Here is a 15,570-nt window from a genome sequence, read left to right on the forward strand (position 1 = left end):
TTTAGACGCCCTTTTGAATCACGCCGAAGAACACCATGACGGCGGTAACCGCGATCCACAGAATGGCCAGCGGAATGAAGACCTTCCAGCCCAGGCGCATGATCTGGTCATAGCGGAAGCGCGGGAAGCTGGCACGGAACCAGATGTAGGCACTGGCGAAGAAGAACACCTTGACGAACAGCCACGGCGCCCCCCCCTTCCAGATCCAGTCGACCAGCGGCGAGACGTCGCCGAAGTTGACCCAGCCCTGCACCGGGCTCAGCCAGCCGCCGAGGAAGAAGATCGAGATCAGGAAGCTGATCAGGATCATGTTCGCGTATTCGGCCAGGAAGAACAGGGCGAATGCACCGCCGGAGTATTCGACCATGTGGCCGGCGACGATTTCCGATTCGCCTTCCACGACGTCGAACGGCGCGCGGTTGGTTTCAGCCACGCCCGACACCCAGTAGATGACGAACAGCGGGAACAGCGGCAGCAGGAACCAGTCGAAGAAGCCGGAGCTGCCGGCCTGCGCCATCACGATGTTGCTCAGGTTCAAGCTGCCCGACGCGATCATCACGCCGACCAGGGCGAAGCCCATGGCGATTTCGTAGCTGATCATCTGCGCCGAGGCGCGCATCGCACCCAGGAACGCATACTTCGAGTTGGACGCCCAACCGGCCAGGATGATGCCGTAGATGCCCAGCGAGGTCATCGCCAGCAGGTACAGCAGGCCGGCGTTGGCATTGGACAGCACGATCTGCGAATCGAAGGGCACCACCGACCAGGCCGCAAAGGCCGGGGCCAGGGTGATCAGCGGGGCCAGCAGGTAGATCGCCTTGTTGGCGCTGCTTGGCTGGACCACTTCCTTGAACAGCAGCTTGAAGACGTCGGCGAAGGCCTGGAAGATGCCCATGCCCACGTACATCGGGCCGTGGCGGACGTGCATCCAGCCGATCAGCTTGCGTTCCCAGACCACGTAGAAGGCCACCGAGATGATCACCGGCACGGTGATCACCAGGATCTTCAGGATGATCCAGATCAGCGCGCCGATGTCACCGAGGCCAAGCAGCCACTGGTGCAGCGGGTCGACCGCGTTCAACAGCAATTCGTTCATGCAGCCACCACCGTTACGCGAGCGGCACCCAGCGGCGCGGTCGCGCCGTGGCCCGATTCAATCCAGACCGAACCCGCAGCGACGCGGGCGTCGACCACCACCGGCAGGGTGGCCTTGCCGGCATCGGTGCCGACCTTGGCCATCTGCCCTTCCTGCAGCTGCAGGCGAGCGGCATCTTCAGCGTTCAGCACGATGCGCGGGGCGTTGTTGAGCGGATGCGACTGCAACGCCGGGGCGCGACGGACCACCGCATCGGTGCGGTAGATCGCGGCGGTCGAAGCCACTTCCAGGCCTTCGCCGGCAACCGCCGGCTGTGCCGAGGCGGCAACGGTGACCGACACCGGGGCCAGGCTGGCGCGCAGGCCGGCCAGGTCGGTGAAGTCGAAACCGGCCACAGCCAGGTCGCCGCCCAGGGCGCGCAGCACGCGCCAGCCTTCACGGGCCTCGCCCGGCAGCTTGCCGCCGGCGCGGGCCGACTGCTCGCGACCATCGAGGTTGGTCAGGGTGGCGTCGATTTCCGGCAGCGCGCCGATCGGCAGGATCACGTCGGCGACGTCGCGGGTCGAAGCACAGGCGAACTGGCTGAAGGCCACCACCTGGGCACCGGCCAGCGCCTTGCGCGCGGCGGGAGCGTCGGCGAAGTCCAGGCCCGGCTCCAGGCCGTACACCACGTAGGCCTGGCGCGGCTGCGCCAGCATCGCGGCGACGTCCTTGCCGGCCGGCAGCACGCCGGCGCGGGTCAGGCCAACGGCGTTGGCGCCCTGCGGGATGCGGCACAGCTTGGCACCGGTGGCGGCAGCGAAGTCACGCGCGGCAGCGCGGATCGCGGCAGCCTGCGGGTGGTTTTCGGCAATGCCACCGACGATCAGCACGGTGTTGTTGCCGCCCTGCACCGCCGAACGCAGCTCGGCGTTGGCCAGCGCGTCGACGAACTTCGACGGCGCGACGATCTGCTTGCCGGCGATGCTGAAGGCGAAGTCGAAGTCCACCGGGTTGACGACGTGGATCTTCGCGCCGTTGGTGGTCTGCGCCTTGCGCAGGCGGGCGTGCAGCAGCGGCAGTTCGTGGCGGATGTTGCTGCCCAGAACGACGATGCGGTCAGCGCCTTCGATCTCAGCCAGCGGCAGGCCGAACACTTCGGCGGTTGCAGCGTCGGAGAAATCGCGGTTGTTGATGCGGTGGTCGATGTTGCTCGAGCCCAGGCCCTTGGCCAGGCGGGCCAGCAGCGCGCCTTCCTCGTTCGAGGTCGACGGGTGCACCAGCACGCCCAGGTTGTCGCCCTGGTTGGCCTTGAGGATCTCGGCGGCCGCGGCCAGGCCTTCGGCCCAGCTCACTTCCTTCCACTCGCCATTGACCTTGCGCAGCGGCTTGACCGCACGGTCTTCGCTGTACAGGCCCTGGTGCGAGTAGCGGTCACGGTCGGACAGCCAGCACTCGTTCACGGCTTCGTTGTCGCGCGGCACGGTGCGCAGCACTTCGCCGCGACGCACGTGCAGGAACAGGTTCGAACCCATCGCGTCGTGGTAACCCAGCGATTCGCGCGCGGTCAGTTCCCACGGGCGGGCGCGGAACTGGAACACCTTGTTGGTCAGCGCGCCGACCGGGCAGACGTCGACGACGTTGCCGGACAGCTCGGTGGTCAGCGGCTTGCCGTCGAAGGTACCGATCTGCAGGTTCTCACCACGGTACATGCCACCCAGTTCATAGGTACCGGCAACGTCGGCGGTGAAGCGGACGCAGCGGGTGCACTGGATGCAACGGGTCATCTCGGTGGCGACCAGAGGGCCCATATCCTCGTCCGGCACCACGCGCTTGCGCTCGTTGAAGCGGCTGACCGAACGGCCATAGCCCAGCGACACGTCCTGCAGCTCGCACTCGCCGCCCTGATCGCAGATCGGGCAGTCCAGCGGGTGGTTGATGAGCAGGAACTCCATCACCGAGCGCTGGAACTTCAGTGCCTTCTCGCTGCGGGTGGCGACCTTCATGCCATCCATCACCGGGGTGGCGCAGGCCGGCGCCGGCTTCGGCGACTTTTCCACGTCCACCAGGCACATGCGGCAGTTGGCGGCGATCGGCAGCTTCTCGTGGTAGCAGAAGCGCGGAATCGAAATGCCGGCCTTGTCGGCCGCCTGGATGATCATCGAACCCTTGGGCACGACCAGCGACTTGCCATCGATCTCGATGGTCACGTGGTCCGGTGGCACGTTCGGGTTTACGGGTTGCGCGCTCATGCGGCGGCTGCCTCCACCTTCTTGCCGTCAACCATCGAATGACCGTTGACGATGTAGTACTCGAATTCGTCCCAGAACTGGCGCAGGAAGCCCTGGATGGGCCATGCAGCCGCTTCACCGAACGCACAGATGGTGTGGCCTTCGATCTGGCCGGCCACCGCCTTCAGCTGGTGCAGGTCTTCCATCGTGGCCTTGCCGGCGACGATGCGCTCCAGCACGCGGTGCATCCAGCCGGTGCCTTCACGGCACGGGGTGCACTGGCCGCACGATTCCTTGTGGAAGAACTGGCTGATGCGGCAGGCGAACTTGACGCAGCAGACGCTGTCGTCGAGCACCACGATCGCACCCGAACCCAGGCCGGAGCCCAGCGCACGGATGGTGTCGTAGTCCATCGGCAGGTCCTTCAGCTCGGCCGCGGTCAGCACTGGCATCGACACGCCGCCCGGGATCGCGCCCTTCAGCGTGCGGCCCGGACGCAGGCCACCGGCCATTTCCAGCAGGTCGTGGAATTTGGTGCCGAGCGGCACTTCGAAGTTGCCGCCGTTCTGCACGCAGCCGGACACCGAGAAGCACTTCGGACCGCCGTTGGCGGTCAGGCTCAGGCCCTTGAACCACTCCGGACCGTTGCGGATGATCGCCGGCACCGAACCGTAGGTTTCGGTGTTGTTGATCGTCGACGGCTTGCCGTACAGGCCGAAGTTGGCCGGGAACGGCGGCTTGTAGCGCGGCTGGCCCTTCTTGCCTTCCAGCGATTCCATCAGGGCGGTTTCTTCGCCGCAGATGTACGCGCCGGCGCCCAGCGCACCGTAGATGTCGATGTCCACGCCCGAGCCCATCACGTTCTTGCCCAGCCAGCCATTTGCATAGGCGTCGGCCAGGGCCTGCTCGAAGTGCTCGAACGGCTCGTGATGGAACTCACCGCGCAGGTAGTTGTAACCCACTGTCGAACCGGTGGCGTAGCAGGCGATCGCCATGCCTTCCACCACCGAATGCGGGTTGTAGCGCAGGATGTCGCGGTCCTTGCAGGTGCCCGGCTCGGATTCGTCCGAGTTGCAGAGGATGTACTTCTGCATGTTGCCCTTGGGCATGAAGGACCACTTCAGGCCGGTCGGGAAGCCCGCGCCACCGCGGCCGCGCAGGCCCGAGGCCTTGACCATCTCGATGACCTGCTCCGGCGGGATCTTCTCTTCGAGGATCTTGCGCAGGGCGGCGTAGCCACCGGTCTTCAGGTAGCTTTCGTACGACCACGGGGTGTCGTAATGCAAGGTGGTGTAGACCACCTGGTGCGGCAGCGGCGCGGGGCCGACCGGACCCTTGGATTCGTGGTGATGTGCCATGCCCTTACTCCAGCCCGTCCAGCAGCTCGTCGACCTTTTCCAGGGTCAGACGCTCATGGTAGTGACCGTTGATGACCATCATCGGCGCGCCACCGCAGCCGGCCAGGCACTCTTCCTCGCGCTTGAGGTAGACGCGACCGTCCGGGGTCGATTCACCGTGCTTGATGCCCAGCTTCTTCTCGCAATGGCGGACGATGTCCTCGGCGCCATTGAGCCAGCAGCTGATGTTGGTGCAGATGGCCACGTTGTTGCGGCCCACCTTCTCGGTCTCGAACATCGAGTAGAAGCTGGCGACCTCGTAGGCCCACACCGGCGGCAGATCAAGGTACTTGGCCACGCCGGCGATCAGCTCGTCGGTCAGCCAACCCTCGTTCTGCTCCTGGGCCGCATGCAGGCCCTGCAGCACGGCAGAGCGCTTGCGGTCCGGCGGGAACTTGGACAGCCAGTGATCGATGTGAGCGCGGGTCTTGTCGCTCAGCACCACCATCGGGTCGACGTCGCGCGCCGCCTCGAAATTACCTGTCGCCTTCATCGGCCGACCTCAGCGAAATGCATAACGTGAAATTCCAGAAACTGCGGCGCCGGCTTGCGCCGGCTGCCTGCAGCGGGCGTTGGCGTGGCGGACGGCATTACCGGTCAACCTCGCCGAACACCAGGTCGTAGGTACCGATCATCGCCACCACGTCGGCCAGCATGTGGCCGCGCACGATCGAATCGATCGAGGACAGGTGGGCGAAGCCCGGTGCGCGCAGGTGCACGCGGAAGGGCTTGTTGGCGCCATCGGAGACCAGGTAGCAGCCGAACTCGCCCTTGGGCGCTTCCACTGCCGCGTAGGTTTCGCCGGCCGGCACGCAATAGCCTTCGCTGAACAGCTTGAAGTGGTGGATCAGCGCTTCCATGTCGTCCTTCATGTCCTCGCGCTTGGGCGGAGCGACCTTGAAGTTCTTGACCATGACCGGGCCGGGGTTGGCCTTCAGCCACGCCACGCACTGCTTGATGATGCGGTTGGACTCGCGCATTTCGGCAACGCGGACCAGGTAGCGGTCGTAGCAGTCGCCTTCCTTGCCCAGCGGGATGTCGAAATCGACGGCATCGTACTTGGCGTACGGACGCTTCTTGCGCAGGTCCCAGGCGATGCCCGAGCCGCGCAGCATCACGCCGGTCATGCCCCACTGGTGGGCCAGTTCCGGAGTGACCACGCCGATGCCGACGGTACGCTGCTTCCAGATACGGTTGTCGGTCAGCAGGGTTTCGTATTCGTCGATGCGCTTGGGGAACTCGACGGTGAAGTTCTCCAGGAAGTCCAGCAGCGAGCCTTCGCGCGAAGCATTGAGCTGCTTCAGCGCCTTGCCCTTGTGCCAGCGCGATTCCTTGTACTTCGGCATGTGGTCCGGCAGGTCGCGGTAGACACCGCCCGGACGGTAGTACGCCGCGTGCATGCGCGCGCCGGAGACCGCTTCGTAGCAGTCCATCAGCTCTTCGCGCTCGCGGAAGGCGTACAGCATCACCGCCATCGCACCCAGGTCGAGCGCGTTGGAACCCAGCCACATCAGGTGGTTGAGGATGCGGGTGATTTCGTCGTACATGGTGCGGATGTACTGCGCACGCTCCGGCGCCTCGATGCCCATCAGGGTCTCGATCGCGCGCACGTAGGCGTGCTCGTTGCACATCATCGACACGTAGTCCAGGCGATCCATGTAGCCGATCGACTGGTTGAACGGCTTGGACTCGGCCAGCTTCTCGGTACCACGGTGCAGCAGACCCACGTGCGGGTCGGCGCGCATGATGGTCTCGCCGTCCATTTCCAGGATCAGGCGCAGCACACCGTGAGCGGCCGGATGCTGCGGGCCGAAGTTCATGGTGTAGTTGCGGATTTCCTGCCGGCTTTCGGCGGCGTTGCTGGCGAATGCTTCGCCGGCCTGGTGTACGTGGCTCACTTCACTGCCTCCTGCGCGCGCTCACCTTCTGCGGTCTGCAGACGGGCGTCGTCGCGGATCACGCGCGGCACGCCGACGCGCGGCTCCACCGAGGTGACCGGTTCGTAGATCACGCGCTTCTTTTCTTCGTCGTAGCGGACTTCGACATTGCCGATCAGCGGGAAGTCCTTGCGGAACGGATGGCCGACGAAACCGTAGTCGGTCAGGATCCGGCGCAGGTCCGGGTGGCCTTCGAAGATCACGCCGTACAGGTCGAACGCTTCGCGCTCGAACCAGTTCAGGCCCGGCCAGATGCCGGTCAGCGAGGACACCACCGGCAGTGCTTCGTCAGGGGCGAAGCAGCGCAGGTGCATCATCAGGTTGTGCTGGTACGAACGCAGCTGGGCGACCACGGCGAAACGCTGGGTCGGCATGTGCTGCGGGCGGGCACCGTCGGCACCGTTTTCCTCGGTGGGGAACTCGCCCCACGCGAAACGGCCCTGGGCCTTGCCTTCGACGCCACGGCTGAAGCCCTGCGAGGACACGTCGGCGGTGTCCCATTCGTCGGAGCCATAACCGAGGTAGTCGACGCCGCAGAGATCCACGGCCTGCTCGAAACCAAACTCGTCACGCAGCGCCAGGGCGGTGGCGTGCCACTCGGCGGCAGGCACTTCCAGCGTCACTTCGCCGCGGGGTTCGACCACGATGACCTTCGCACCTGCGAAACGTGCGGAGAGTCGGTCGATGAAGGATGCTTGCTCTGCCATGGGGGCTTGGCGCGCTCTTGTCAGGTGAAGGGGTCAGCGGGCGATGGTCTGTGTACGCCAGATCTTCTTCTGCAGCTGCAGGATCCCGTACACCAGCGCCTCGGCGGTCGGCGGGCAGCCCGGGACGTAGACGTCCACCGGCACCACGCGATCACAGCCGCGCACGACAGAATAGGAGTAGTGGTAATAGCCACCGCCGTTGGCGCAGCTACCCATCGAGATGACCCACTTCGGGTCCGGCATCTGGTCGTAGACCTTGCGCAGCGCCGGGGCCATCTTGTTGACCAGGGTACCGGCCACGATCATCACGTCGGACTGACGCGGCGACGGGCGGAACACCACGCCGTAGCGGTCAAGGTCCAGGCGCGCGGCGCCGGCGTGCATCATCTCGACCGCGCAGCAGGCCAGGCCGAAGGTCATCGGCCACATCGAGCCGGTGCGCGCCCAGTTCAGCAGTGCGTCGACGCTGGTGGTGACGAAGCCCTTTTCCAGCAGCGGGTTGTCGCCTTCCGGCCGCAGGATGTCATCAACCCGGCCTTCCGGCGACGGGTTGTTCATGAGGCCATCGAGAGTCTGAATCACTCCCATTCCAGCGCTCCCTTCTTCCAGACGTAAATGAAACCGAGGAACAGCATGCCGACGAACAGGCCCATGGTGATGAGCGAACGGGCGCCCAGTTCCATGAAGACCTGGGTCCACGGCACGATGAAGATGATTTCCAGGTCGAAGACGATGAACTGGATCGCGATCAGGTAGTAGCGCACGTCGAACTTCATGCGCGCGTCTTCGAAGGCCTCGAAGCCGCACTCGTACGGCGACAGCTTTTCCAGATCGGGGCGGCGGGGACCGAGGAATCGACCAACCAGCATCAGCGTAATGCCGATACCGGTGGCAACGATCAGAAACAGCAGAGACGGCAAATATTCGGCCAGCACAGCGATTCTCTCTTGCCTCTGCCGCTGCGCCTGCAGGCGCTTTGGCATGGGGGAGTGGACGGGAATCTGCCTGGCGCCTTGCGCGCCAGACGAACCCGCTTTACTTACAAATGGTGCCCAAGAGGGGACTCGAACCCCTACGACTTGCGTCGCTACCACCTCAAGGTAGTGCGTCTACCAATTCCGCCACCTGGGCAAACGATCACATCAGACTATGTTCCCGATGCGCCGCGTATTGTAACCGGCTTCAGTCTTTCTGGGAGCCTTCCGAAGGCTTTTCTTCACCAGAAACCGAAGATTCCGCCTTAGCCGGCACATTCGCGGCCGGAACCGGGGCGGCCGGGACCGCATCGGCCTTCGGAACGGCCGGCAGTTCGCCCGCCGGAGCCGCCGGAGCGGTCGCCGCCGGGGCGGACATCAGACCCAGATCCTGGTCGGCCGCCGGGCGGGTGCCGTGACCGGCATACCAGGCCATGAAGAGGCTGATGCCAAAGAACACGACAGCCAGCCACTTGGTCGACTTGGACAGGAAGTTCGAGGCGCCGCGCGCACCGAACACCGTACCCGAGGCACCGGCGCCAAAGCCCGAACCCGCCGCCGCACCCGAGCCACGCTGCATCAGAATCAGCGCGATCATGGCCACAGCGACCAGCACGTAGACGACATTGAGGATCAACATCAGCATTGGAAACCGCCCTCGGACAATACTTCTAGGATTAGTTCGCGGCCGCCGCCCGTGCGATGGCCAGGAAGTCCGCGGCCACCAGGGAGGCGCCGCCGACCAGCCCACCATCGACATCCGGCTGCGCGAACAGTTCCCCGGCATTGTCGGGCTTCACGCTACCGCCGTAAACAATGGGCAGTGAATCAGCGATTCTAGCATCGATACGCGCGACTTCGCCACGGATGAACGCGTGCACCTGCTGCGCCTGCTCCTTGCTGGCGGTACGGCCGGTGCCGATGGCCCAGACCGGCTCGTAGGCAACCACGGCCTTGGCGAAACCGGCCGCGCCGACCAGCTCCAGCACCGGCGCCAGCTGGCTGGCGATGACCGTTTCGGTCTGCCCGGCCTCGCGCTGCTCCAGGGTCTCGCCCACGCACAGCACCGGCACCAGGCCGGCATGCTGGGCGGCGGCGAACTTGCGCGCGACCAGCTCGCTGCTTTCATGGTGGTACTGGCGGCGCTCGGAGTGGCCGACCAGGCCATAGCGGGCCCCGACCTCGACCAGCATGGCCGCGCAGACCTCGCCGGTATAGGCGCCCTTCTCGTTGCTGCTCACGTCCTGCGCGCCGAAGGCCAGGCCGGTCTCGCCGAAGTCCTCGACCAGCTCGCCCAGGTACGGCAGCGGCGGCAGGATCACCACGTCCACCCCCTCCAGCGGCAGCCCGGCGGCCACCTGCCCCAGCAGTTCATTGGCGAATTGACGGCTGCCATGCAGCTTCCAGTTTCCGGCGACGATCTTGCGGCGCATGAGCGGGTGGCTCCTGTGTGAAGTCAGCCGGTCATGATACCCGCTACGGCAAAAATCCGTTTCCGTGTAAGCGGTTACATGGATTTTCAGCCAACGGCGCAGCCCCTCGTGGCGGGGCGGGGGTGGTTGGTCGCAGAGAGCCCGGTCGGATTTGGGGGACTGGCCGGGTGGGTGGCGATGGCGGGGGACGCCGTAAACCCCCAGGCCGGCCCAGCCGCTGGCGGCTGTGCGTTCGGACGCTTGCGAAGCAGTGCTTCGCAAGCAAAGCGCCCTCACCCCTGGGGGCTTGGCCGCGGCATCCATGCCGCGGACTGATCAGACACCCCGCCATTCCCACCCGCCCGGCCTCTGACACATTCCGGCGGTTCCGCCCGCCACGGAAAAAAAAAGAAAATCAAAAGCAAAAGCGGCATTGCGGGTAGCTGCCGGGGTCAGATCCCTTTTCCTGCGGAAAAGGGATCTGACCCCTACCCCACACGCATGGGGTGGATCTACCGTGTCGACCAAGGTCGACACCTACCGGAAATCCCGATTTACCCCCCGCCACCGGGAAACTGTCGAAGGCGGGGAGGTGTCGGATGGCGGGGTGTCCGCGGCATGGATGCCGCGGCCAAGCCCCCAGGGACGGGTTCACGGCGTCCCCGCCATCCGACACCTCCCCGCCTCCCTACGGGACACCCCAGAGCCGCTTTGGCTTTGGCTTTGGCTTCGGCCTCTGCGGGTGCAGGGCGCAGCCCTGCAAAGGAAAAGGCCGCCTTTCGGCGGCCTTCACTTCTTATTACTTCAGCTTGATCTCGCGCAGGCGTTCCTCGAGGAAGCCGTGGGCGGTGATCGCCTCCGGGTACCGGCTCGGGTTCTCCGCGGTGATGCACGAGGGCAGCACGTCGATCAGGAAGTCCGGGTTCGGGTGCAGGAAGAACGGCACCGAGTAGCGCGGCTGGCGCGCCAGGTCACCCGGGGGGTTGACCACGCGGTGGATGGTCGACGGATACACGTGGTTGGTCAGGCGCTGCAGCATGTCGCCGATGTTGACCACGATGGTGTCCGCGTCCGAGGTGAACGGCACCCATTCGCCCTCGTGCGACTGCACTTCCAGGCCCGCGGCACTGGCGCCGACCAGCAGGGTGATGAAGTTGATGTCGCCGTGGGCACCGGCACGCACGTTCGGAATGTCGTCGGTGGTGATCGGCGGGTAGTGGATCGGGCGCAGGATCGAGTTGCCGAAGTTGGTCTTGTCGGCGAAGAAGTCCTCCGGCAGGCCGATGTGCAGGGCCAGCGCGGACAGTACGCGCGACCCCAGGTTGTCCAGCGCCTGATACAGGCCGTAACCGCGCTCACGGAAACCTTCGACCTCGGTCGGCCACAGGTTCGGCGCCATCACGTCCCGGTACTTGGAATCGTCGGCGATTTCACGACCGATGTGCCAGAACTCCTTCAGGTCGAAATGCTTGGAGCCCTTGGCGGTCTCCACGCCGAACGGGGTATAGCCGCGGGCGCCGCCGCTGCCGGCCACGTGGTACTTGCGCTTGACCTCTTCCGGCAGGGCGAAGAAGGCCTTGAAGGCATCGTAGGCCGCGTCGATGTCGGCCTGCGGGATGCCGTGGTTGCGGATGCCCGCGAATCCCCATTGGCGGTAGGCCGCGCCCAGCTCGGCCACGAAGGCCTCGCGGTCGCTGTCGAAACGGGTGATATCGAGGGTGGGGATCTGGCTCACAGCGGTTCCTGGCTTGTCGTTGGGTCTGAGGGGGCCAACGCATTCATGGCCCGCCTGAACATTGTGACAGATCGCCCGGGGGACGCCACTCGATACAAGGAAACAAACCGATACAATGCGCGACCCGCGCGCGGAGTAACGCTTCCGTCACGTTGGCCCCGCCCCTCTCCCGCACCCCCTGAACCTGCCCCGCCATGCCCGCAGCTGCCCCTGCCGCCCCCGCCATTGAAGGTTCCGCCCGGCGCTGGCGCCGGCTGGCCTGGTGGTCGCTGTTCATCGCCGGCAATGCGGTACTGGCCGCGGCGATCGCGCTGGGCAATGTACCGCTGCGTGACAATCCGGGCGGCGGCGCCGGCCTGGTCTATCTGGTGGTCGCCCTGCCCGGCCACCTGCTCGCATTCGGTGCGCTGGCCGGCCTGCTGCCATTGCTGCTGGGCCTGTGGCCGCGCAGTGCGCGTACGCTGAGCATCAGCGCGGTCGTGCTGCAGGGCCTGTGGCTGTGCCTGCTGCTGGTCGACGCCAAGGTCTTCACCCTGTACCGCTTCCACCTCAATGCCATGGTCGTGAACATGGTGTTCGGCGGCGCCCTGCAGGACCAGGTTGCCCTGTCCTGGAAGACCTGGCTGCAGGTCGGCCTGCTGGTTGCCGCAGTGTTCACCGCCGAGGGCCTGCTGGCCTGGGCGTGCTGGAAACTGCTGCCGGCCGCGCCGCGCCGTCGACGGGTGCTGCAGGCCTGGGCGCTGGTCGCGCTGCTGATGGGCGGCGGCCAGGTCGCCACGGCCTACTACGACGCCCGCGGCGACCGCGATGTGATCGCGCAGTGGAACTACCTGCCGTGGGCACAGCCGATCACGGCCAAGAGCTTCATGCGGCGCCTGGGCGTGGTCAGCCAGCAGCATGCCGGCCTGCCCGACCCGCGCCATGCGCAGCTGCTGTACCCGCTGCATCCGCTGCGCTGCCAGAGCCCACATCGCCCCAATGTACTGATGGTGGTACTGGAGTCGCTGCGCCACGATGTGCTGACACCGCAGCTTATGCCCAACGCGTCGGCGCTGGCGCAGGATGCGCGCGTGTTCGACCACCATTTCAGCACCGGCAATGCCACCCGCTACGGCCTGTTCGGGCTGCTCTACGGCCTGCCCGGCGGCTATTGGCCAAGCATGCTTGACGAGCAGCGTGGCTCGCAGCTGTTCCAGGTGCTGGGCCAGCAGGGCTACGACCTGCACCTGTACGGCAGCGCGCCGATGTACAGCCCGGAATTCGACCGCACCGTGTTCGCCGATGTGCGCGACCAGCTGCACCAGGGGCCGTCGGCGCTGAAGTCCGACGGCCGCGACCGCGCCATCATCAGTGCACTGCAGCAGGACATCCGCGCCAGCCAGGCCGCGCAGCGCCCGTGGTTCGGCTTCGTGTTCCTCGACTCCACCCATGCGCCCTACCACATGCCCGACGGCTACCCGCCGGTGGCGACGCCAATGGCCGCGGACATCGACTTCCTCAAGTTCGGCCCGGAGCATGATCCGACGCCGGAACTCAACCGCTACCGCACCGCCGTGCACTATGCCGACAGCCTGATCGGGACGCTGCTCGACGACCTCCGTGCACAGGGCCTGGCCGAGGACACCATCGTGCTGGTCACCGGTGACCATGCCGAAGAGTTCAACGACCTGAAGCTGAATTACTGGGGCCACAACGGCAACTTCTCCGACTACCAGCTGCAGGTCCCGTTCGTGCTGCATTGGCCGGGCAAGGCCGCTGGCCACGACGCACGCACCAGCTCGCACGAAGACTGGGTGCCGACACTGATGCGCCACGCACTGGGCTGCGAGAACGCGCTGGGCGACTACAGCACCGGCCAGGACCTGCTGGCCGAGCCGCAGGGCCAGCGCGCCCTGGTGGTCGAAAGCTGGTCGCAGCGTGCGATACGCCATGGCGACGCCATCTACGTGTTCGACAAATTCGGCAACGCCACCGCCCTGGACCTGCACTACCGCCCGCTGCCGCAGCAGGCGCCGGACGCAGCCGCCGTACGCACTGCATGGGAAGCGCTGACCCGCTTCCGCAACCGCTGACCCTCAAGGATCGATCCCGCATGAACCGTCCGCTGCGCATCCTGCACACCGAAGCCGCCAAGGGAATGGGCGGGCAGGAGATCTACATCTTCCGCCACATGCAGGTGATGCGCGCGCGTGGCCACGAGGTGGCGCTGCTGTGCCAGCCCGAGGCGCGACTGGCCCAGCTTGCACGCGATGATGGCTTCACCGTGCATACCCTGCGCATGGGCGGCCTGCCGCGCCTGCTGCGCGGCATCTGGTCGGTCTCGCGACTGGTGCGCCGCGAGCGCTATGACGTGGTCAACACCACCAGCCGCCGTGATGCGCTGATCGCCGCGGCCGGTGCACGCCTCGGCGGCACACCGCTGGTGGTGCGCTCGCGCCACCTGATGAGCCCGGTCAACTCACTGCTGACCTATACCGGCCTGCCGCACCGGATCATCACCGTCAGCGACTTCGTCAAGCGGCTGCTGGTCGACCGTGGCATCGCCGCAGAGCGTATCGGCATCGTGCCGCCGATGGCGACGCCGCCACGCTGGGACGGCGCCGAGCAGAGCGATCCCTGGACAAGACTGCAGGACACCCGTGCACAGGTGCGTGCCGAACTCGGTTTCGCCGAGCGCGACATCGTGGTCGGCTGCGTGGCCGTGCTGCGCGAAGCCAAGGGCCATGCCGAACTGCTGCATGCCATTGCACCCTTGTGCAGGGCCAACCCTGATCTTCACCTGTGCGTGATAGGCGACGGCGAGCCGGTGATGGGCCGCCTGCAGGCCCTGCGCAGCGAACTCGGCCTGGAGCAGCAGGTGCATCTGCTCGGCTTCCGCAGCGACGCCCACCGGCTGATGGCCGGTTTCGACGTCTTCGCCCTGGCCACACACAAGGAGGCTTCGGGCACGGTGTTCCTCGAAGCCGCGCAGGCAGCGCTGCCGATCGTCTCGCACCGCGTCGGCGGCGTGCCTGAAATGCTGGTGGAAGGTAGCAATGCCATCCTCACCCGGCTGGGCGATGACGCCGCCCTCACCGGCGCATTGCGCCTGCTGGTGGACGATCCGGAACGTCGGCGGCAGATGGGCCGTGCCGGTTGGGACTGGATCCGCAGCACTGCGCGGTTCAGCGCGGCCGGCCATGGCGAGGCCACCGAAAATTATTACCTCCAATGGTTGAAGGAGCTGGGTCATGGCTAATGCCAGAACCGTACCGGTGCTGATGCACCACCATGTCAGCAACTCGCCGGGCATGATCACCGTATCCCCGGAGAACTTCGAGAGCCAGATCGCCTGGCTGGCACGTACCGGCTGGACATCGCTGACGCTGGATCAGTACGCCGACTTCCTTGCCGGCAAGCCGGTACCGCGCAAGTCGATCGTGATCACCTTCGATGATGGCTACCTGGACAACTGGGTCTACGCCCACCCGATCCTGCAGAAGTACGGCATGCATGCGGTGGTGTTCGTGGTCACCGGCTGGATGCACGAAGGCCCGGTGCGCCCGCACGCCGGCATCGAAGGCGCCGAGCTGCCGGTTACGCCGGAGCACCGTGCCTGCGAAGACCTGATCTACAAGCAGGGCCGAAGCGACGAAGTGATGATGCGCTGGAGCGAAGCGCGCGCGGCGATCGAAGCGGGCACGTTCGAGGTCCACTGCCACACCCACAGCCACACCCGCTGGCTGAAGCGTGACGACCTGGATCGTGCACAGCGCCGCGAAGGCATCAGCGGTGACCTGGCGATGGCCAGGCAGACGCTGCTGGAAAAGCTCGGCGAAGTCTCCGACACCCTGTGCTGGCCCTACGGCGACTTCGACGATGACTACATCGAAGTGGCGCGCGAACAGGGCTTCCGCTACCTGCATACCACCCATCCGTTCGGCCGCAACGTGGTGGGTGGAGATCCTGAGCGCATCTACCGTTTCGCGATCCGCAACCGCCCGGCCAGCTGGCTGCGCAAACGCATCGCCTGGAGCTACAACCCGCTGATCGCGCCGATCTTCAACGGCTTCAAGGCCCGGCAGAAGAAGATGGTGCCGGGCCCTTAAACGGCGCAGAGGCG

The 15,570-nt window shown here is 65.9% G+C and carries 14 protein-coding genes and 1 tRNA gene; 3 read left to right on the top strand and 12 right to left on the bottom strand.

The genetic code is table 11. From position 1 onward, the window contains the following. Nucleotide 1 precedes the first annotated feature (1 nt). From nuoH to ACZK1G_RS15840, 12 genes are all read right to left on the bottom strand, one after another. On the bottom strand, nt 2-1,096 hold the full coding sequence (gene nuoH, locus ACZK1G_RS15785) for an NADH-quinone oxidoreductase subunit NuoH (protein WP_006458641.1): 1,095 nt from the start codon (nt 1,094-1,096) through the stop codon (nt 2-4). Then, nucleotides 1,093-3,327 (bottom strand): NADH-quinone oxidoreductase subunit NuoG, encoded by a 2,235-nt coding sequence (gene nuoG, locus ACZK1G_RS15790; RefSeq protein ID WP_101765855.1) that lies wholly within the window; start codon nt 3,325-3,327, stop codon nt 1,093-1,095. The genes nuoH and nuoG overlap by 4 nt, the downstream gene beginning before the upstream one ends. Beyond that, complete coding sequence (nuoF, locus tag ACZK1G_RS15795) at nt 3,324-4,664, bottom strand: NADH-quinone oxidoreductase subunit NuoF (protein WP_005410459.1); 1,341 nt, start codon at nt 4,662-4,664, stop codon at nt 3,324-3,326. The genes nuoG and nuoF overlap by 4 nt, the downstream gene beginning before the upstream one ends. 4 nt (nt 4,665-4,668) lie before the next feature. Further along, nucleotides 4,669-5,196 (bottom strand): NADH-quinone oxidoreductase subunit NuoE, encoded by a 528-nt coding sequence (gene nuoE, locus ACZK1G_RS15800; RefSeq protein WP_006381132.1) that lies wholly within the window; start codon nt 5,194-5,196, stop codon nt 4,669-4,671. 97 nt (nt 5,197-5,293) lie between these two features. Further along, the gene (locus ACZK1G_RS15805) at nt 5,294-6,601 is read right to left on the bottom strand and encodes an NADH-quinone oxidoreductase subunit D (RefSeq protein ID WP_006458796.1); all 1,308 of its coding nucleotides are present in this window, start codon (nt 6,599-6,601) and stop codon (nt 5,294-5,296) included. Next, nucleotides 6,598-7,347 (bottom strand): NADH-quinone oxidoreductase subunit C, encoded by a 750-nt coding sequence (locus tag ACZK1G_RS15810; protein WP_005410462.1) that lies wholly within the window; start codon nt 7,345-7,347, stop codon nt 6,598-6,600. The genes ACZK1G_RS15805 and ACZK1G_RS15810 overlap by 4 nt, the downstream gene beginning before the upstream one ends. Before the next feature lie 33 nt (nt 7,348-7,380). Next, entirely contained in the window at nt 7,381-7,935 is a 555-nt protein-coding gene (locus ACZK1G_RS15815) for a NuoB/complex I 20 kDa subunit family protein (RefSeq protein WP_005417936.1), read from the bottom strand. After that, a complete protein-coding gene (locus ACZK1G_RS15820; RefSeq protein ID WP_008265012.1) occupies nt 7,926-8,282 on the bottom strand; it encodes an NADH-quinone oxidoreductase subunit A in 357 nt (118 codons plus the stop codon). Before ACZK1G_RS15820 ends, ACZK1G_RS15815 begins: the two co-directional genes overlap by 10 nt. Before the next feature lie 111 nt (nt 8,283-8,393). Continuing rightward, a tRNA-Leu gene (locus ACZK1G_RS15825) sits at nt 8,394-8,478 on the bottom strand. A 51-nt stretch (nt 8,479-8,529) separates the two neighbouring features. Then, a complete protein-coding gene (gene secG, locus ACZK1G_RS15830) occupies nt 8,530-8,967 on the bottom strand; it encodes a preprotein translocase subunit SecG (protein WP_014037951.1) in 438 nt (145 codons plus the stop codon). A gap of 31 nt (nt 8,968-8,998) precedes the next feature. Next, entirely contained in the window at nt 8,999-9,754 is a 756-nt protein-coding gene (tpiA, locus tag ACZK1G_RS15835; protein ID WP_014037952.1) for a triose-phosphate isomerase, read from the bottom strand. Nucleotides 9,755-10,532: 778 nt separating this feature from the next. After that, the gene (locus ACZK1G_RS15840) at nt 10,533-11,468 is read right to left on the bottom strand and encodes an isopenicillin N synthase family dioxygenase (protein ID WP_014037953.1); all 936 of its coding nucleotides are present in this window, start codon (nt 11,466-11,468) and stop codon (nt 10,533-10,535) included. A gap of 194 nt (nt 11,469-11,662) precedes the next feature. On the opposite strand from ACZK1G_RS15840, the gene ACZK1G_RS15845 reads away from it, so the two are divergent. The 3 genes from ACZK1G_RS15845 to ACZK1G_RS15855 are packed head-to-tail and all read left to right on the top strand — an operon-like array spanning nt 11,663 to nt 15,556. Then, complete coding sequence (locus ACZK1G_RS15845) at nt 11,663-13,540, top strand: DUF3413 domain-containing protein (RefSeq protein WP_080347523.1); 1,878 nt, start codon at nt 11,663-11,665, stop codon at nt 13,538-13,540. Nucleotides 13,541-13,560: 20 nt separating this feature from the next. Further along, the gene (locus tag ACZK1G_RS15850; protein ID WP_049445551.1) at nt 13,561-14,706 is read left to right on the top strand and encodes a glycosyltransferase family 4 protein; all 1,146 of its coding nucleotides are present in this window, start codon (nt 13,561-13,563) and stop codon (nt 14,704-14,706) included. Continuing rightward, nucleotides 14,699-15,556, top strand: a complete 858-nt coding sequence (locus tag ACZK1G_RS15855; protein ID WP_014037956.1) for a polysaccharide deacetylase family protein — start codon at nt 14,699-14,701, stop codon at nt 15,554-15,556. Before ACZK1G_RS15850 ends, ACZK1G_RS15855 begins: the two co-directional genes overlap by 8 nt. The last annotated feature ends 14 nt before the right edge of the window (nt 15,557-15,570 follow it).

The organism is Stenotrophomonas sp. 109824_Sma (assembly GCF_056480025.1).